At 36.9% G+C, this 19,507-nt stretch carries 19 protein-coding genes; 11 read left to right on the top strand and 8 right to left on the bottom strand.

Annotated features, from left to right (window positions below; translation table 11 throughout):
* Positions 1 to 346: 346 nt before the first annotated feature.
* Together KHA97_RS10290 and KHA97_RS10285 are read left to right on the top strand one after the other, a co-directional pair.
* Entirely contained in the window at positions 347 to 1,798 is a 1,452-nt protein-coding gene (locus KHA97_RS10290; protein WP_213124660.1) for a S41 family peptidase, read from the top strand.
* A 166-nt stretch (positions 1,799 to 1,964) separates the two neighbouring features.
* A complete protein-coding gene (locus KHA97_RS10285) occupies positions 1,965 to 3,164 on the top strand; it encodes a PDZ domain-containing protein (RefSeq protein WP_213124659.1) in 1,200 nt (399 codons plus the stop codon).
* 456 nt (positions 3,165 to 3,620) lie between these two features.
* On the opposite strand, the gene KHA97_RS24610 is transcribed toward KHA97_RS10285, so the two are convergent.
* Positions 3,621 to 3,692 carry a YjcZ family sporulation protein gene (locus KHA97_RS24610; RefSeq protein ID WP_407658031.1) on the bottom strand — a complete coding sequence of 24 codons (72 nt, stop codon included), beginning with the start codon at positions 3,690 to 3,692 and terminating at the stop codon, positions 3,621 to 3,623.
* 161 nt (positions 3,693 to 3,853) lie between these two features.
* Entirely contained in the window at positions 3,854 to 3,937 is an 84-nt protein-coding gene (locus KHA97_RS10275; RefSeq protein WP_213125733.1) for a YjcZ family sporulation protein, read from the bottom strand.
* Between the two features lie 574 nt (positions 3,938 to 4,511).
* On the opposite strand from KHA97_RS10275, the gene KHA97_RS10270 reads away from it, so the two are divergent.
* Together KHA97_RS10270 and KHA97_RS10265 are read left to right on the top strand one after the other, a co-directional pair.
* Positions 4,512 to 5,396 (top strand): cation diffusion facilitator family transporter, encoded by an 885-nt coding sequence (locus KHA97_RS10270; RefSeq protein WP_213124657.1) that lies wholly within the window; start codon positions 4,512 to 4,514, stop codon positions 5,394 to 5,396.
* Between the two features lie 68 nt (positions 5,397 to 5,464).
* Entirely contained in the window at positions 5,465 to 5,683 is a 219-nt protein-coding gene (locus tag KHA97_RS10265) for a hypothetical protein (protein WP_213124656.1), read from the top strand.
* Positions 5,684 to 5,849: 166 nt separating this feature from the next.
* Here KHA97_RS10265 and KHA97_RS10260 read toward each other — a convergent pair whose 3' ends face one another.
* Complete coding sequence (locus tag KHA97_RS10260; RefSeq protein WP_213124655.1) at positions 5,850 to 7,280, bottom strand: PQQ-dependent sugar dehydrogenase; 1,431 nt, start codon at positions 7,278 to 7,280, stop codon at positions 5,850 to 5,852.
* A 262-nt stretch (positions 7,281 to 7,542) separates the two neighbouring features.
* Between KHA97_RS10260 and KHA97_RS10255 the strand changes: the two genes are divergently transcribed.
* Complete coding sequence (locus KHA97_RS10255) at positions 7,543 to 8,043, top strand: hypothetical protein (RefSeq protein WP_213124654.1); 501 nt, start codon at positions 7,543 to 7,545, stop codon at positions 8,041 to 8,043.
* A 16-nt stretch (positions 8,044 to 8,059) separates the two neighbouring features.
* Positions 8,060 to 8,569 (top strand): hypothetical protein, encoded by a 510-nt coding sequence (locus KHA97_RS10250; protein WP_213124653.1) that lies wholly within the window; start codon positions 8,060 to 8,062, stop codon positions 8,567 to 8,569.
* 44 nt (positions 8,570 to 8,613) lie between these two features.
* Here KHA97_RS10250 and KHA97_RS10245 read toward each other — a convergent pair whose 3' ends face one another.
* The 4 genes from KHA97_RS10245 to KHA97_RS10230 form a co-directional block, all read right to left on the bottom strand.
* On the bottom strand, positions 8,614 to 10,635 hold the full coding sequence (locus KHA97_RS10245; protein ID WP_213124652.1) for a S9 family peptidase: 2,022 nt from the start codon (positions 10,633 to 10,635) through the stop codon (positions 8,614 to 8,616).
* 226 nt (positions 10,636 to 10,861) lie between these two features.
* Positions 10,862 to 11,986: a Ger(x)C family spore germination protein gene (locus KHA97_RS10240; protein WP_213124651.1), complete on the bottom strand. Its 1,125-nt coding sequence runs from the start codon at positions 11,984 to 11,986 to the stop codon at positions 10,862 to 10,864.
* Entirely contained in the window at positions 11,986 to 13,077 is a 1,092-nt protein-coding gene (locus tag KHA97_RS10235) for a GerAB/ArcD/ProY family transporter (RefSeq protein ID WP_213124650.1), read from the bottom strand. The genes KHA97_RS10240 and KHA97_RS10235 overlap by 1 nt, the downstream gene beginning before the upstream one ends.
* Positions 13,067 to 14,581 carry a spore germination protein gene (locus tag KHA97_RS10230; RefSeq protein ID WP_233713439.1) on the bottom strand — a complete coding sequence of 505 codons (1,515 nt, stop codon included), beginning with the start codon at positions 14,579 to 14,581 and terminating at the stop codon, positions 13,067 to 13,069. Before KHA97_RS10230 ends, KHA97_RS10235 begins: the two co-directional genes overlap by 11 nt.
* Positions 14,582 to 14,740: 159 nt before the next feature.
* On the opposite strand from KHA97_RS10230, the gene KHA97_RS10225 reads away from it, so the two are divergent.
* A complete protein-coding gene (locus KHA97_RS10225; protein WP_213124649.1) occupies positions 14,741 to 15,412 on the top strand; it encodes a DsbA family protein in 672 nt (223 codons plus the stop codon).
* Complete coding sequence (locus KHA97_RS10220; RefSeq protein WP_213124648.1) at positions 15,405 to 15,851, top strand: disulfide oxidoreductase; 447 nt, start codon at positions 15,405 to 15,407, stop codon at positions 15,849 to 15,851. Before KHA97_RS10225 ends, KHA97_RS10220 begins: the two co-directional genes overlap by 8 nt.
* A 49-nt stretch (positions 15,852 to 15,900) precedes the next feature.
* Here the strand turns inward: KHA97_RS10220 and KHA97_RS10215 are convergent, their stop codons facing one another.
* Positions 15,901 to 16,125: a hypothetical protein gene (locus tag KHA97_RS10215; RefSeq protein WP_213124647.1), complete on the bottom strand. Its 225-nt coding sequence runs from the start codon at positions 16,123 to 16,125 to the stop codon at positions 15,901 to 15,903.
* A 152-nt stretch (positions 16,126 to 16,277) separates the two neighbouring features.
* On the opposite strand from KHA97_RS10215, the gene KHA97_RS10210 reads away from it, so the two are divergent.
* From KHA97_RS10210 to KHA97_RS10200, 3 genes are all read left to right on the top strand, one after another.
* Positions 16,278 to 16,619 carry a metal-sensitive transcriptional regulator gene (locus KHA97_RS10210; RefSeq protein WP_213124646.1) on the top strand — a complete coding sequence of 114 codons (342 nt, stop codon included), beginning with the start codon at positions 16,278 to 16,280 and terminating at the stop codon, positions 16,617 to 16,619.
* Positions 16,620 to 16,633: 14 nt separating this feature from the next.
* Positions 16,634 to 16,843 carry a copper chaperone CopZ gene (gene copZ / locus KHA97_RS10205; protein WP_213124645.1) on the top strand — a complete coding sequence of 70 codons (210 nt, stop codon included), beginning with the start codon at positions 16,634 to 16,636 and terminating at the stop codon, positions 16,841 to 16,843.
* Between the two features lie 72 nt (positions 16,844 to 16,915).
* Entirely contained in the window at positions 16,916 to 19,333 is a 2,418-nt protein-coding gene (locus KHA97_RS10200) for a heavy metal translocating P-type ATPase (RefSeq protein WP_213124644.1), read from the top strand.
* Positions 19,334 to 19,507 lie beyond the last annotated feature (174 nt).

Raw genomic sequence — 19,507 nt, 5'->3', positions numbered from 1 at the left:
TATCGTGAAAAAATAGCTAAAAAAATCAAAAAGGATAAGGGGGATTTTTGAAATGTATTTTTTTAAGGAGGTAGTTGGAAAAATCGATAGCTTAATAAAAAGAACTTTTAGACTTGAACTATGATAAATTTCAAATATATAATAGTAGACTTTGTTGTATAGCTTAAGGTACCCGCCACTCGATGTCAGAAACCTGTGAGACAAAAGTATAAAAGAACATTTGCAATCGGAGCCGAACAGGCGCCTTGCGCTATTATCAAAACAATGTTTCTTCTCATAACTTGTCCATTCACCGCATAGGATTATAGAAAACTCTTGAGGATTTGATCGGCGGAGGAGGAAAAACATGAAGAACAAGTGGCTTGTCATCATTTCAATCTGCTCCTTGTTATTGGGTGCGAGTGGTACATATGTAAGTTTATTATGGATATTGCCGCCGGGAACGATGGACTTTAGCAAAGAAAAAGTAGAATCCAATCATGAGGCAACGACTAAAGGTGAAAGAAATCCTGGTTTAGAAAAAGTGGAGGATGCGTTTGAATTGATTCAAAAATCGTATGTAGAGGATGTAAGTGATAGACAACTCATACAAGGGGCTATTCAAGGAATGATCGGAACTTTACAAGATCCGTACTCCGTTTATATGGACGAAGAGGCATCAGAGAGATTTAATGATAGTCTTGATTCCTCTTTTGATGGAATTGGGGCACAAATTGCGATTCAAGAAGGAAAGCTTATTATCGTTTCTCCTATTAAAAACTCTCCTGCTGAAAAAGCCGGGCTAAAAGCAAGAGATCAAATCATCAGCATTGATGGTATAACGGTTGAAGGGCTCGATTTATATGAAGCTTCAAAACAAATTCGTGGAAAAAAAGGCACAAATGTTAAACTGGAAATTGTTAGAAGTGGGCTGTCTAAACCACTAGAAGTAGAAATAACGAGAGATGAAGTACCTGTCTTAACGGTTTTTGCAAATATGAAAAAAAGCTCCGAAAAAAATATAGGATATATACAAATCACCTCTTTCGCACAAGGGACAGCAAAAGATTTTTCAAAAGAATTACGAAAGTTAGAGGAACAAAATCTATCTGGACTTATCATTGATGTACGTGGAAATCCAGGTGGTATGCTTTCGACTGTTGAGGCTATTTTGTACGAACTCGTAACCGAATCGAAGCCGTATGTACAAATTGAAGAACGTTCAGGAAAGAAAGTTCCATATTTTACAGCTCTTAAAGAGAAAAAACCTTATCCTATTACTGTTTTAATTGATGAAGGAAGTGCATCGGCTTCAGAAATATTGGCTGCAGCCTTATATGAAATTGAAGGATATTCGTTAGTTGGAAAGAAAACTTTTGGAAAAGGAACAGTCCAGCAGGCATTACCTTTAGATGATCGCAGTAATATTAAATTAACGATGTTTAAATGGCTTACTCCGGATGGAAATTGGATTCATGGAAAAGGGATAAAACCGACAATTGAAGTCGATCAGCCAGCTTATTTCCATGCTCACTCATTACAGCTAGAAGAAACGCTCGCACTTGATATGAATAATGAGAATGTAACGATTGCACAAGAAATGCTGCTAGCGTTAGGGTATGGAACTGGTAGACAAGACGGTTATTTTGACGAACAAACGGAAAAGGCGGTCAAAGCTTTCCAATCAATTAATAAAATTCCTGTTACTGGAAAAATAGATGTAAAAACAGCTATGAAACTAGAAGAACAAATCATCAGCGCCATCCAAGATGAAAAAAATGATCTGCAATTACAAGTAGCGTTAAAAACTATTCGGTAAAATAAAGATCTTGCAAATAAACTCCTGCCTATGATTTTAGGTTGGAGTTTATTTGTATTTTCCCAATTACTAAGGACCCACCATTTTTCTAATTTTTTTCCCTTTTTTCCCGAAAGTTCTGATAGAATAGTAGGTAAGTATTTTTCCGAAAGAAGGATGTGGCAGTATGGAGGAAATATGGTTACTTGAACTATTAAAAGGGATTGGCAGATTGTTTCTTCATCCAATTTTATATTTCTCGATGCTTCTCGCGGTGATGGCTGGATATCTCCGGGTCAAAAGAGAACGTCGTGATTTTCATGTACGGGTAAATAGTCTATTTCATGAACTGCGAAGCTTACTTCCGGCTGGTTTGATAGCTGGATTCGTCTTGTCTTTACTATTTATTTCAATTGGATTAACCATTCCTCTTCCTGTCATAGCAGTAATTGCGATCGTGACATTATTATTCGGGTTAGTTGGGAATGCAAGATTGCTATCTCCAGCTCTTACGATTGGACTGGCTTTATTATTTGTTTTTGCCGCCAACTATTTTAATTATGAAATTCCCTATTTTGAAAAATCATTTAAATCGATAGATTCTAGTTTCTTCATGGGAACCGCTATTTTACTGGGCACCCTTATCATTACTGAAGGAATACTCATGATAAAAAATGGTTTAAAGGACGTATCTCCTAAACTGAGAAAAAGCAGAAGGGGCTTAACAGTCGGAGCTCTCCAGACAAAGCGCCTCTGGCTATTGCCTGTCTTTCTTTTTCTACCGTTCGGTCCAATCAGTGCACCATTTGAATGGTGGCCAGTCCTTCATTTTGGAACAGAAAGTTATTCATTCATTTTAGTTCCATTTTTACTAGGCTTCCAGCAGCAAATTCAAACAACATTGCCAGGAAATGTAGTAAAAAGATTGGGAAAACAAGTGCTTACTCTTGGAATCCTTATTACTGTAATCAGTTCGGTAAGTTTTTTATTGCCTGATTATATTCCAGCAATAGCAGCTATATTAGCAGTACTCGGAAGATTTTTAATTGTATTCATGCATCGGGTACGTGAAGGCTCAGCTGTGTACTATTTCACTCCAAGAAATAGTGGAATTATGATATTGGATGTTCTTCCAGAATCACCAGCTGATAAAATGGGATTAAAAACCGGTGAGATTATCCAGACTTGCAACAATATAAAGGTACATAATAAGCAAAATTTATATGAAGCTTTACTAAAAAATCGTGCCTATTGCAAGCTTGAAGTTTTCGATAAAAATGGTGAGATTCGTCTTGTGCAACGGGCTCTATACGAAGGGGACCACCATGAACTTGGTATATTGTTTATTGAAAAAAGGGATATCCATAAACGAGAAAAAGCAGTTTAGTGTGATTTTTCCATTACATGTTATTTCCATTTGCAAATCCACTTATATTTTTTTGAAGGGGAAAGTAGCGGGATTTCGACTTCCTTAAAATAGGCTTGGTTCCTTGTGGTCTAGACAGAATTAAAGGTACTAAACCACAAGGACTGTTATTTATATCGTGTGGGATATCACTTATATTAGCATTTATTATTTGTTAAAATATACGTCTTCTTAGTCGGAATGAAAAGACGAAGGCGATTGCAAAAAAAGGGACGAATACTCTGTTAAATGGAGATACTATAAAAATTCCGCCAGGTGGTGGGTCTCCGTCTATCACGCCTCTATAAACTCTACCTTGATGATCCCTAACTTCAACGTGCTCGCCTCGATATCTCATTAATGGATGCATATTATCGCTCCCTTCCAATCCGGAGTAAATGGAAGGGCAGAATATTATCTGCCCCCTTGTGGCGCACATTAGTATCTCACGAAAGAAGTTCCTACGATAATCAATAAAATGAACAGTACAACGATTAATACAAAAGACATGCCTCCACCTGAGTACCCGGAACCATAACCGCCATAGCCACCATACCTATTACATCCCCATGACATATGAAATACACCTCCTTTATTCTTTAAGAGTTTCATTCTTAAAATAATCATTCAGAGTTTCATCCAAACACTATAGGGTCGAAGCACCAAAGGAATTAGTAAGCGTTTCCTACGAATGCAGTTCCTACAATAATAAGCAAAATAAACAAAACAACGATTAAAGCAAATGAAGTTCCCATTATTCAAACACCTCCAATGAAAGAGTAAGGGATACTATAAAGAGAATCCCTTAATATACAATATGTAGATATAAATAAGTGCTTGGACAAACGTACAAAATGAGAGGAAAATCATCACTTGTCTAATAGATTTTTAACTAATTAATTGAAAAGCGGAATAAAAGAGTCATTAGTATACATGGTGTTTTCATTATTTCCGTATTGTCATTTTGATGCTGCCACTAACGATGTTTCGATTTGCGATTCAGTAGCTGCAAAGACATGGATATATTTAGTCAAGTCCTAAAAAGGTTTACTACTTAAAACGGGTATAGGCATACAATAAATGTGTTTATTTGATAGTGGAAAAGTGGGGAAACATAAGCAAGGAGATGTTATTGGAGACCATAAAGGTTTTAAAGATAATGAAAATATTTTTTGTTGTAAATTAGTATGAATATCAACCTAAGTTGGCATTATGAAACAATATTTACAATGGTACATTTTTATAGAGCCTACTAAAAAGGTTGCCGTAGACCCACACAACTTGTATTTGTTAGCATGGTAATAAATACAAAACATCGAGGTAATTACAATGAATTCCGCAAAAGTAGCATTTCTTTCAGTCATTAGCAATTCTGTTATTGTGATTTTAAAAGTAATTGTAGGAATATTTACGGGATCAGTAGCAGTTTTATCAGAAGCAATTCATTCGTCTTTAGATTTAGTAGCTTCACTGATCGCTTTTTTCTCTGTTCGAATTTCAAACAAACCTGCTGACAAAAGTCACCGATATGGGCATGGAAAAATAGAGAATCTTTCTGGAACAATCGAAACACTGTTAATTTTTATAGCAGGGATTTGGATCATCTATGAATGTGTCCATAAACTCATCAACCCTGTACCAATAAAATTACCTTTCTTAGGGATACTTGTAATGCTATTTGGTGCAATAGTAAATTTCATCGTGTCTAAAATTATTAATAAGACTGCTGAAGAAACAAAATCAATGGCGATGAAATCTAATGCTCTACATTTACTGACAGATGTATACACTTCACTCGGCGTAGCAGTCAGTTTATTACTTGTAAGTATCACCGGTTGGCATTTTTTAGATCCTATTATTGGAATTGCCTTGGCTATTTATATCATTTTTGAGGCTAATAAATTATTGAGGGAATCTTTTCCGCCATTATTAGATGCAAGTCTATCGCGAGAAGAAGAGGAAGTAATAGTAAATATAATTCGTTCCTATAAAAAAGAGTTTATTGAATTCCATGATTTTCGAACAAGGCGTTCTGGTCCCAGTGAGTGGATTGATTTTCATCTTGTAGTCCCATCATCCTATAGCATTGAAAGAGCTCATGAGTTATGTGATAAAATTGAACAAGATATCATTCGCAAATTTCCCGATGCACAAGTATTAATTCATACTGAGCCTGAGAATGAACGCCAAATAAATATTAAAAAAGAAGATTAACCAGTGTATATAGAAATCATTTTTTAAAAAGAGAAAGGGAGAAACAGACTTCAAGGGGGGACGTCCATATGTGGAAATGGATAATTGTAGGAATGTTAGGTTCTTCCCTCTTCCTCCAAGGATGTGTTTCAAATGATTCGCAAGGATTGAAAGAACAAGAAAAGTTAAAGATAATAAGGGCCAAACTATTCACTGGAAATATACCTAAAATTGAAGTGATTGGTGATAAGGGAATGAGTTGTGGAACCAGTAAAATATTTAGTGAAAGGATGGACATTTATCCTTAGCCGAAACACTTATACTAATTAATTTAATCACAAGAACTAGTCTCATCACCATATTTATGTCTGTGAGGAAATTCAAAAGAATCAAGAGGTATTATCTTGGATATTAAGGATTTAATTATTTTAGATGTTTGATGCTAAAAAAGGGAGAACGAAACAAAGATACGAATTATGAAATAACTTCAAATACAGTACCTCGGTTAAAATCAGTCACATTCATAGAGCCATAAGCCCCTAAGTATAGTTTTGTTTGCTCCATATTCGTTCCCAAATTCACATAATAAGCTGACCCGGACCCAAAATTATAATCGGTTTCAATAACACTGAAATCATTTAGTTTACAATCTGCCCTTACCCTCGTATAAGCTAAAACTCCTCTAACCGGCTGTTGAGATTCTTTATCCCTGGCAATATCGGTGAATACAACGCTTCCCGTTAAATCTGGGATTCCAGTTCCCATATAGGCTTGCACTCCTGTAAGTGCAGTTCCTCCAAACTTATCTGGGCGAGGGTCTTTGTGAAAATAACTAGTTAAAGGCTGAAGACGTCTCACTGAAGTTTTTATTGCTTCATCGTAATAAGCAATTGTTTTCTCCTCTACAGTCGGATTTGCAGAGCAACCCCTTTTAAACGAAGTAGGAATAGCACCTTCCCACCCTCGCCAGCCCAAATTAATAAAACCTTCTTGGTCAGGTTCGGTGTTTCTTGAAGAAGCTTGAATAAGCTGAGTAACCGGTATTGGTTTATAATGAACGAATGAAAAAATCGACTCTACCAAATCCTGTCCGACATTTCCAACATATTTGATATACTGATTGTAAAGTTTTTGAAATGAAATGCCTGGTATATTGCGAACCCCTTTGGCAATGACAGTGAGCGTTTCCTGAATAGGTACGGGAAGTTCATTAAAACGTGTAACTGCAGGTGGATTATAAATAAATGTATTCTTGCTTACATCAATTTCAATTATTTTTCCGGCGATTTCCATATCGTCCTGGCTTAGATTAAATGGATCATAGCCTGCTCCACCATCTCCGGTTGTTAAAACAAGCTTTCCGGTTTCAGGTGAGAAGTTTAAGCTATTGACTCCATTATGATTAAAAAATGGTCTTCTTAAATTAAGTAATGTCCGTCTTTTTTGAGGTTGACTTTTTCGTTGTAAAATCCATTCTTCAACGGTATCAATATGATCATATTGAGTTTCTCTATTAATCCACCTTAGGTTTAAAGTTCTGGGATCACACGGGTTAGGCTTAAAATGTTCAGAAAGAGCACCTGGACCTTGTGTTCCAGCTACTGAATAATGAAGATAAAACAGACCGTTATAATAAAATTCTGGATGAAACGCCAGTCCTACCAATCCTCGTTCGTCATATCCACGACCAGAAACACCTGGTTCAGAAGTACCTAGTTTTATAATCCGCGAGCGAATATCTAAAAAAGTCCTTATAGCCCCGTTTCCTGTGTAAAAGATCTCGCCTACCTGGGTTGCAATAAATAATCTTTCAATAGAATCACCCGGAAGTATAGTTGTTTTCAAAACAGTTGGTAAATTTATCTTAGTTACAAGGGGACGTAAACTAACCTTTACTTTTATCAACTAACATTACACTCCTTTCAATTGTAGAAATTATAAGGACAACTTTTTTAAATAATTTTTGAATTAGTTCTATAAGATATTGACTATGCTAGGAAAAACCTTATCCGATTATTGTGCTGATTATTTAGCTCGAAAATCTTTCGCAGGAAGGCATAGAAATAAATTGGTGGGTAAGGTCACTTTGTGGTGTTAACTTATATATATTATAAGAAGCAGTGATACTTACCCATGCTTTGTTCAAATATGTTTAGGGGGCGATTAAATGAACTATTCTAGAGTGAACTACGAGCATCAAACTGCTTATCTTGATGCCATCTATGCTGCATTAGAAAAAGGGATGGCTGCCAAAGAAGTAGCTTGCTCTATTACAACGGGTTTTCGAACTATCCCATCTATGCGTGCTGCACCCGGACTTAATCCGTACCATGCATCCGTAGCAGATGTTGGTTATGGATTCGATTCGGTCCAAGGAACGATAAATCGGATCCGTCAAGGTGAATCCATTTCATTAGTAAAAGAGCTGCTTGTGTTCGAACTTGATACATTGGGAATTAGTGCACAACAATTAAGTCCTAATTTTGAACTGGCTGTAAAAAATGCAAGTCCTGATGTTTATCCTCTTGTAGAGCAAAGCCGTTATTTAAATCATCAAATGGAAGAAAGAATCAATGAAGCGATAAGTCTTGGTCAGGCCTTACTCGGACCTGAATGGGACATCATTCGTATGCGAATCGAGAATATACAAGCAATTCCACGGCTGTAATAAAAGGGGGAGAAAAATGCCAAATACACTGCCATTAACATTAAGTACAGAGGAGCAGGAACGTTTCTTGGATTGGTGGAAAACAATGGAATATGGGCATCAAATAGTGAAGCGTTTAACATCGTTAGTAAGTGAACTTCGGTTAAACAGGGAATCAAGTCATGCAGATGGAATGATTCTTTTTTATCGGGCGGTATCTGAAATTTCATATGGTTATGCAGGTGTTCGAGGAGGGGTCCGCCGTGCATTTACAAAAGAATATAGCAAAGCACTTCAGCTCAATATTGTCATGTGTCTTAGTTTCGTACCCAAATTTTCCGTTGATGCAAAAGTTCTTCTAGAACGTATAGCCGATGGTATTACTGGACCAAGCGCTCTTCAATTGATACAACGGATAAGAGAGACTTTAATGGAGAACGACCGAATAATAAATGAATTAGAGAAAAAAGCTCATAGCGTATTCGGAAAGGATAGCTTTATAAATTTTCAAGATAAAGTGATGCAAGACATGACTATGCCTATATAGTAGGCTATGATTGTTAGACATTAGCGAGGTGTCGGACGTTATTATTAATTATTTCCGGAAGGTTTAAGATGTTTCTGAAACCAGCTAATAATATGTTCCAATCGAAAAACCCGATGCCATGGGTTTCCAGAACGTGATAGTTCATGAGTATCGTTAATAAAGCGGAGCATACGCACATTACGTCCCTGAAACTTCAAGGCTGTATAAAATTGCTCTCCCTGTTCGATAGGAACACGAAAATCGTGAGTACTATGAATGATCAAGAGCGGGGTTCGTACACTGGCGACGTATTTGATTGGCGATTGCTCCATATATTCTTCAGGTAACTCCCATGGCGGCCCACCATAATTATCTGCCTGTAAAAATCCGCCGTCTGACGTGCCAAAGAAACTATACAGATTACTGATGCCTCTCATGGAAACAGCAGCTTTAAAACGTTGGGTTTGAGTAACGATCCAGTTTGTCATATATCCACCGTAGCTTCCGCCTGCAACACCAAGACGGTTAGGGTCAAGTGTTCCTATCGATAGAGCATTGTCCATTGCAGCCATCAAATCCGTATAATCAAGATTTCCCCAATCTCCTCGGATGGCTGCGACAAACTCTTGACCGTAGCCCATGCTCCCGCGTGGGTTGGTATAAACTACAGCAAAACCGTGTGAAGCTAGTAACTGAAACTCTAAGAAAAAAACGTAACCATACATGACCATTGGTCCACCATGGATTTCTAGAATCGCTGGAATTTGATTTTTCGAATTGCCCCAACGAGGTGGATATAGAATCCAACCTTCAACCTCTGGACCATTTTTTGAACTCGAGGTAAAACGAATCGGCTCAGAAATCTCGAGATTACTTAGAAAATCCTCGTTCACTCTTGTGAGACGATATTCGTTGGTAATCTTTTTCTTATAGATATCAGCAATCCAAATGTCATTTGGAAGAGTAGTTGTAGTTATAGCCATTGCTACCTGCAGAGTGTCAGGAGTAAAGTTAACATTGTAGATGACTAAATTTCCATCGGTCAATTGGATAGCCTGATTGTCTTTTAAGGAAAAGCGCCAAAGATGAACGGCTCCTTCTATACTCACGCATGTATATATACTGTTGCCATCTGGAGTCCATGTTAAGCTAATCGTAGGTTCCTTATGACCACGGATGTCCCCAATTGATTTATCACCAATAGGGTAGGGGAATCCTGCAGTAAATTCCCAAGGTCCACCACCAGCTACATGTACCATCCAAATGCCTGGGTTCGTATAACCACCATTTGACCTATCATGTCCAACATAAGCAATCGTTTGCCCGTCTGGAGACCATGCTGGATGATCGGCTGGCCCCTGACTTCGAGTTAGCTTTCGTAGCTCTCCTCCTTCGGCAGATAAAACCCAAATATCATTTATTAAAGCTAGGTCCAAACGTTCTGGTGTCTTGTTGCCGGCGATTGCTATGAATCGCCCATCAGGAGACCAAGATGGAGAAGAATAATCATAATTGCCAAACGTGAGTTGTCGGGAATTACCACGGTCCGGACCCACAACAGTGATAGTAAATAGTTGCCAGTGTTTCCCTACCAAATAACCAGTTGTATCCAATTTATACTCAAGGCGATCAATAACGAGCACATTTTTTGAAAAACGTTGTCTTGGCGTACTTGGATTCTCTTCTGGACCTTTTGGACCCACATGTATGACACATGCAATGGTTTGACTGTCCGGCGACCAAACAGGAGTACCACCAACGTATGGAATATGAGTAAGTAACTCGGCCTCTCCACCTGAACTAGACATGACCCAAAGCTGAGGATGTAGACGCCGTGTGGATACGAAAGCGAGCCATTTACCGTCCGGCGACCAACGGGGGGCATAATCAAGTCCGGGACCAGAAGTGAAAAGACGTGGTTCTCTTTCTCCTGAGGTGGAAACGATCCAGATACGGCTGTTATATGTATTGGTTATCGGATCCATTCTTGTTTCTACATAGACAATATTCTTCCCGTCTGGAGAAATTTGCGGATCACTAACGACTTTTAATTCAAAAAGATCCTCAGGAATTAATGATCTCTTCATGATAATTCATTCCTTATTGTTTCTGTTTTTATATTTTATTCTTTTTCTCTAAAGTTAGAAGATAGACACGAATTTTATTCCCGACAGTTTCAAAATCATTAGTGATATTTATAAATCACTGTTTTCTTTGGTACACAAAGTGATTTTTAATAATAAAAAATCCTAATTTAAAGGGTAAACATAATAGCCCTTTTCAAAATTAGGAATTTTTACAGAATATAATCGTCTAATTAATAATCCCATGCTGAATAATCTCAGAATCAAAATCGACTTCTACCGGGAGTTCTGGGTAGATTTTTTTCCAATCGAGTCTTTTCCATGTTTCAAGGTGATGTGCTTTTACTCTTTGCCCAATCCCAAGTGCATCACAATTAGCTTTCTGCATTTTATTCATTGTACTATCTGCAAGTTTGTTCAACCTCTTTCCGATTTTTTTGTTAAGTTCATCAATCTCCTTTTTCTCAAATAGATGATCCTTTGAATATTCCTCTATAGCAAGTTTTACTTTTACTTTTACATTTGCTGTAATCTTTCCGTCTTGAGTATTAATCTTAATTTTCCTTTTTATTCCTAAAACTTGAATACTAACAAAATTATCATCCTCTCTTTTTTCTGAATTACTGATTTTAAAGTTCAATGGAAGGTTTTTCTTTTTATTTTCTGATAGGATGAGAAACATGCTCGATTCCTTCAAGCCTAATGTCCCAGAAAATTTATCATCATCGAACATCGCTAATCCTATGACTTTTGCTTTTTCTTCTTCTTTTACTATTGTCAAATAGGGAACTACAAAATCTTTGCCTTCCGATAAGATGATTGGAAAGATAGCCTGTACATTTTCATTCTTCGTAATCCCTCCTTGTTCAGACGTATGGAGTAATTCCGAGTAATAATCACTTATCGTCATGGATTCACGTACATTAAGAGACAGTGCGTCATTGGCATTTTGCTTTGTAATAGCAATCTTTGCATTTAACGGCCCTCGTAAATCTCGGTATGTCGAATCCAAAATAGGAAAGATGCCTCGTGAAGCCAGCCCTTTTCCAATTAAGAGTACTTTCACTTTGGATATATCAAATTTCTCTGGAACTTTACGCTCCATATGAACTTCAGCATCTCGTGCCGTGTCACCTGATGAAGATAAAACCTCTGTCTCTCTAGGTGGTGCGCTCTGATTGGGTCCACCTGCTGAAGCGAGGGGGTGTGCAATCGTCGCCATTATTTTTCCACCCATTTGGTCATAACCGATTGCTAATATTAAACTGTTATCTTTTAATAAACGCTGATCCCAGCAACCAGCAAGTATTGTTGTAAAAATAATTATCCATATAAGGAGAAACCGATGATTCATTAACTGTCCCTCCGCTCTTTCTTTTTAAAAATGATGGATATTAGCAGGAAAATAATTGGAAAAGTGAATGCGAAGAAAATGACAAGCTGATTGTTGATCTTTCCTAATACTTCAAAATCAAATTTACCTTTCGGAATAAGTGCGATTAAGAAACTAGCGAATGCAGTAATATAGACAAAGTATTTATTACTTTTTGCTTTGATTACCGAAGAAAGGCCTAAAGAAGAAACAAACAAAAGGCTCATAAGAGTTGTGGCAACTAGAATAATCCACATGGATGTAAAAATTAAATCCGGTCTTTCAATGATTTTAAATGAAAATGATTTAATTAAATATAATACAGGCTCTGGAATAAGCTTTAATTCTTGTGGACTAAAAAAAAGTAAACACGTAAGAACGATAAAAGTGTACATAATCGTTACAAAAGCATTGGCAATCGTAGCTGCTTTTAGTACACTTTTTTGATTTGCTTGAACAAATGGAAATAATACCATTAATAATTCGAAGCCTTGAAAAGAAGGAAATCCCGCCCGTACTCCGTTTATGATTTTAAAAAACCCATGACTCCCAATCGGTAGAATATAAGTATAATTGGCAAATTTTAATGAGTATGCAGATAAAATGATGAACACTATTAATGTAATAGATGCGAGAAAAAAGAATCGGGCCAAAATTCTGAGGTTTTCTTTTACTATGTAAATGACTGTTAATATCATGAGTAGTAATACTAACCATTTTGGTGTTAATGGCAGCATCCATACTTTAATGACATATCCAAATTTCGCTAAAACCATTCCTGCCACTATAACAAAATAACAACAATATAATAGGGCAATGAATTTTCCAACAAACTTGCCAAAAAGTATTTGTAAGATCATAAACAAATTCTGTGTTGGAAATCGTCTCATTAAAACCCATATCAATAGGATCATAACTTGCAGAATGACTCCCGTGATTAAAACAGATATCCAGCTATCTCCATTAGCCTTATTAAACATTTCATACGGTAAAGAAACGATCCCTACCCCAATTTGGGCATGAATTAATACTAAGATTAGCTGAAATTGAGTAATTTGTTGCTTATTCTTCATTTTTGTCCCATTCCCTTGACGGAGTTTGCTTCCGAAGTTTCTGAGGTTTTATGTTTTTTGGTCGTTTATTTAACATCCATATAGGAAGACGGATGATAGAGTCCTTCAAATTTGGGACTTTTAAAGGTGCAAATGGTGCAAGATAAGGTGTTCCTAAAGACTCCAATTTACATAAATGGATGACGATAACCATTAGGCAAAAAACGATTCCAACGAACCCAAGTGTAGCTGCAGCTATCATGATTGGTAAAGTTAATAGGCGGACAGTATTACTCATCTCATACGAGGGAATCGTGAATGACATAATGGCAGTTAGGGCGATGACAATGACCATTATATTGGATACAAGACCCGCATTCACAACGGATTCCCCGATTATTAAGCCTCCCACAATACCAATTGTTTGTCCAATAGGCGTAGGGAGCCTTATTCCAGCCTCCCTAATGAGTTCAATCGTAACAGCCATAATTAATGCTTCGATGAAAGGTGGAAAAGGGATGTTTTCAATTGAGCCTTTTACAACGGTAATGACATCATTAGGAATGATTTCGAAATGAAAACTAACAATAGCAATATAGATGGATGGCAAAGTGATGGCTCCCCAAAAGCTAAAGAATCTTAGTAAACGGAAAATCGAACCTGAATAAAACCTAATATTAAAATCATCTGGGGTTTGAAAGAATGCAAAAAATGTAACTGGAACGATAGAGACATCAGATGTCCCTTCAGATAGAATAGCAATCCTTCCTTCCATTAAATGCGCTTCAACACGGTCGGGTCTTTCTGTATATAAAATTTGCTGAAAAGGGGAAAAAGGTTTATCTTCAATAAATTCTTCCAGATAACCAGGACTAAAAATCATATCGGATGAGATGGACTCAATCCTTTTTTTAAGTTCATTAATTAAGGATGGGTTTGCAATTTCTTCCATATAAACAAGTGCTACTCTTGTATTTGATTCCCAACCGAGCTGGTAGTATTCGATTTTTAATTGGCGATTTTGTATGCGTGATCTAATTAAATTTAAATTAATATTAAGTTTTCCGACAAACCCTTCATGGGATCCCCGAACGACTTTTTCGTTTTCAGGTTCTTCCGGAGAGCGAGGATGGATTTGTTGGGTTTTAAATACGTAAAATTCAGTCCCGTTTTGTAGGAAAAGTACACTATTTCCTTTTAGAAGTGCGGTTACAGCGATATTAACATAATTTGTTTTTGTCAATTCTGGGCTCGTAATAATATCCTCAATATTTTGAAATGGACTTACTTGTGAAAGTGGAATAAGAATCCCTCGCTGTAACTCCTCGGGATTGATCATCGTATCCAAGTAAATAATGATACCGGGAATCCCATTAAAAGTGATTTTTCTTGTTTTTAGGTCATTCGTTTCATATAAAGCATCCTTAATAAAATGAAGATTTTCATCAATGGTCGGAAATATAAGCGTTTCTTTATTGTCATCGTTAATTATGTTATTTTTACCATTATTTTTTAAAAAAGACATAGCCTTTCTCAACTCGTCTCGTTTAAGGTTATAGTAATTAAACAAAGTATCTGTCAAAAATTTCTTTCTTATTCAAAGACAGTCCTTATTCGTTTACATACCATAATGGGGTATGATACTATTATTGAAATTAAAGTTACTAACTCGGAGAGATGTTATATGAATAATAAAAAGATTGTTTTGTTAACTGTCGTAATTTTTGCCATCATTGTGGCACTTGTAATGTTTTTTTATCTAAGAGGAAATGATGAGAGTCAAAACAAATTCAGCATCAATAATTTAGAAAACCAACCAACATTGGGGGATGCGAATGCACCTGTCTCCATCGTGGAGTTTGGCGATTATAAATGCCCGTCTTGTAAGGCATGGGGGGAAAGTATTTTTCCAAGGTTGAAAGAAGATTATATTGATACTGGAAAAGCAAAGCTTACATATATAAATGTACTTTTTCATGGAAAAGAATCGCTCCTAGCAGCACTGGCGTCAGAATCTGTTTACAAGCAAGATCCTGATAACTTTTGGGCATTTCATCAAGGAATTTTTGATGCGCAACCATCTAATCAAACCCACGATGAAGTATGGGTAACGACAGATACGTTGGTAGAGATTGCAAAAGCGTATGCTCCTGATATCGACTTTGATCAATTCCAAAAAGATATTGACGAAGAAGGAATGCTTGATGAAGTGAAGGTTGATGACCAGCTTGTAAAAGACAATGAAATACAATTCACTCCATCGATCATTATTAATGGTGTCTTGATAGAAAAACCTTTTGATTATGAGGCAATTAAAGCCCAGATTGAAAAAGGCTTGGACAATAAAAATGAATAATTCTAAATCGTCTACATTTCAACAATTACTCCTTTATTTTGCCTGGGTTGTTTCAGTTGTCGCTACTTTAGGGAGTTTGTATTTTAGTAATATTAAAGGCTATATCCCATGTGAACTTTGTTGGTTTCAAAGAATTTTTATGTATCCACTGACCATCATTCTCGGCATTGCAGCCTTTTATAATGAAAGACATATTAAAAAGTATGTTCTGCCCTTATCCCTTATCGGCGGATTGATTTCACTGTACCATTATTTAGTTCAAAAAGTTCCTGGGTTTGCAGCAATAAAGCCATGTGTACAAGGCGTACCTTGCAATGTGCAATATATCAATTGGTTCGGGTTTATTACAATACCATTTTTGGCGTTAACAGCATTTACATTGATCAGCATATTTATGATCCTCATGATTCGACATGATCGGTTACATCATAAAAAATAACAACGGAAAGTGTTTTTTACCACTTTCCGTTTTCTATAATAGTATATGATTAGTTTTCTTTTTCTGCTTCATTTTCAGTTTGAGTTACTTCAGCTGCTTCTTCAGGAGGCCCCACTGGCCTTCCCCAGAAGAATCCCCATGGATCCCTCATAGGCGGTGCTTCCCTTTGAACTTCCCTTTCCCTATTATGCCCATCATCAACGAATTCAACATTTTGAGCATGGATAATTAAATTTTCAACATGTATTTCTTTTGGTTTCTTTTCGTTTGACATCTCTACCCTCCTAGCTGTAACAATAATATTCGTTTTATCTTATTCAAAAGTGATATATGTGTATAGGCGTTTCCGCAGTTCGTTTTTTTTTAATATATTTTCGTTGCATACGGTACGGGGGTATGCTATCATGAAGAAAAGGAGGGATGCTAATGGCGCAAAATCTTGGACCAGAATCGCTCCATGAAGAATCCTACTGTGACTCAACAGTAAATCGGAAAAGCCATCACTCTGAGGAAGTTAAAAAAAATTTAGTGACAAGGTTAAACCGAGTAGAAGGACAAATTCGTGGCATAAAAGGATTAATAGAAAAGGATACTTATTGTGATGATGTGATAACGCAAATTTCTGCTACTCAAGCAGCGTTAAACAGTGTAGCGAAAATTTTGCTTGAAGGTCATATGAAAAATTGTGTCGTTGAAAGAATCCAAGAAGGAGATATAGATGTCTTAGACGAATTTCTTATAACAATACAAAAACTAATGAAAAAATAAATGGAGTTGATCATATGGATAAAATTACGTTGCAAGTAGATGGAATGTCATGCGGTCATTGTGTAAAAGCGGTTGAAGGAAGCGTCGGCAAACTTCAAGGCGTTTCGGCTGTAAAAGTAAATTTAGAAGCTGCTACTGTAGATGTAGAATTTAACGATAAGGAAGTAACTTTGGATCAAATTAAAGAAACCATTGATGATCAAGGATATGATGTAAGATCGTAAGGAACGTGCTCTTAATGCACGATTTCTTTTTACTTAAAATATACCCCATATAGGTATAAGGAGATCTGGAAAATGAAAAATGAGAATGTTTCAGAAAACCAATTTCAAATTACTGGTATGACATGTGCCGCTTGCTCCAATCGAATTGAAAAAGGATTGAAGAAGCTTGATGGTGTACAGGAAGCTAATGTGAATCTTGCTTTGGAAAAGGCCAGAGTTCAATTTGATAAAGAAAAAATATCCTTTGAAGATATTCAGAAAAAAGTTCAAGACCTTGGTTATGATGTTGTCACAGAAAAAGCAGAATTCATGATTACAGGAATGACATGTGCTGCATGCGCCACTAGAATTGAAAAAGGCTTGAAAAAAATGTCTGGGTCTATCGAAGCAAACGTCAATCTGGCACTTGAAAAAGCTTCAGTTGAATATTATCCCTCTGTCCTATCGACAACAGATATCATTAGTCGAGTCGAAGAACTTGGTTATGGAGCGGTTATAAAAAATGATGATAGCGAGAAGGAAACGATTGATTATCGAGAAAAGGAAATTAAAAAACAGGAAAGAAAGTTCATTCTTTCTTTAATCCTTTCACTTCCGCTTCTTTGGACAATGGTATCTCATTTTAGCTTTACATCATTTATTTACGTTCCCAAATTCTTAATGAATCCTTGGGTGCAAATGGCTCTAGCTACTCCGGTGCAATTTTATATTGGTAAGCAATTTTATATAGGTGCCTATAAAGCTTTGCGAAATCAGAGTGCCAATATGGATGTACTTGTTGTTCTAGGTACTTCAGCCGCCTATTTTTATAGTACTTTTTTAGTGATTCGCTCAAGTATCACTGGTGCTCACTCCGTTGATCTATATTTTGAAACAAGTGCTATTTTGATTACATTAATTATTCTCGGAAAGCTATTCGAAGCAAAAGCAAAAGGAAGATCATCCCAAGCGATTAAAAAGCTAATGGGTCTCCAAGCGAAAACAGCAACAGTTGTGCGTCAAGATGCCATTATTAATATTCCGCTTGAAGAAGTAGTGAAAGGGGATATTTTACTCGTAAAACCTGGTGAAAAAGTTCCGGTAGACGGTATGATTATCGAGGGTGAATCCGCTTTTGATGAATCGATGATTACAGGAGAGAGCGTTCCAGTTGATAAAGCTACTGGGGATTCTGTCATTGGAGCAACAATCAATAAAAATGGTTTTATAAAAATGAAGGCTACTAAGGTTGGGAAAGAAACAGCTCTTGCACAAATCATCAAAGTTGTCGAGGAAGCGCAAGGGTCGAAAGCTCCAATTCAACGGTTGGCAGACCATATTTCTGGTATTTTTGTCCCGATTGTAGTAGGCATTGCGATTTTAACGTTTATCATCTGGTTTACGAGAGTGTCCCCTGGAAACTTTGCAGAGGCATTGGAAAATATGATAGCAGTGCTTGTTATAGCCTGTCCTTGTGCTCTTGGGTTGGCCACTCCTACATCCATTATGGCTGGATCAGGTAGGGCTGCTGAATACGGCATATTATTTAAAGGTGGCGAACACTTAGAATCTACTCATAAAATTGGTACCGTAATTTTAGATAAAACCGGGACTGTTACAAACGGCACACCAGTTTTAACAAATGTATTTACCCATCTTAACGAAACTGAGTTTTTATCATTAGTCGGATCAGCTGAGCAGCAATCAGAACATCCTTTGGCACAAGCAATTGTAGAAGGAATAAAAAAGAAAAGGATTCTTTTTAAGCAGCCTTCATCATTTGAAGCAATTCCAGGATTTGGTATTAAAGCTGTTATAGATGGAAAAGAAATTTTAGTTGGTACTAGACGACTGATGAAAGAAAATCATATCGCAATTCAAGATGCTTTAGCAAAAATGGAAAAGTATGAAAGTGAAGGAAAAACCGCAATGCTTGCAGCTTTTGATGGCGAATTTGCCGGGATTGTTGCAGTGGCAGATACAATTAAGGACACTTCTCGAGAAGCGATCGATCGTTTAAAAGCAATGAATATAGAGGTTATTATGATGACAGGCGATAATGCACGGACTGCTCAAGCAATTGCCAAAGAAGCTGGGATTAATCAAGTTATTGCGGAAGTGTTGCCAGAAGGAAAGGCAGAAGAAGTAAAAAAACTTCAAGCTGCAGGAAAAAAGGTTGCAATGGTAGGGGATGGAATCAATGATGCCCCAGCACTTGCGATGGCTGATATTGGAATGGCGATTGGAACGGGAACGGATGTAGCGATGGAAGCAGCTGATATAACGCTTATTCGTGGTGATTTAAATAGCATCGCTGATTCGATTTATATGAGTCACAAAACGATCCGCAATATTAAACAAAACTTGTTCTGGGCTTTTGCCTATAATACATTAGGAATTCCGATTGCCGCGATGGGCTTCCTCGCTCCTTGGCTGGCAGGAGCAGCGATGGCATTCAGCTCGGTGTCAGTTGTATTAAATGCATTGAGATTGCAGAGGGTGAAGCTTTAGATAAAGGTAAGATTCAATCCTTAAGTTGAATTCATTAGAGCGGAAGGGGTTAACATGCAGGATCTCCGAGGAGTGACATGCCAACCTTTAAATTCCTGAAGAACAAATCAACAGTGGGAAAAAAATAAAAAGACAGGGATGATTGCAAAAATGAACGGAAACCCCAATTGTAAA

It is taken from the genome of Lederbergia citri (assembly GCF_018343625.1).
Taxonomy (GTDB): domain Bacteria; phylum Bacillota; class Bacilli; order Bacillales; family Bacillaceae_C; genus Lederbergia; species Lederbergia citri.
Note: the sequence above shows the minus strand (reverse complement) of the source record. Positions and strands in the feature narration are given on the sequence as shown.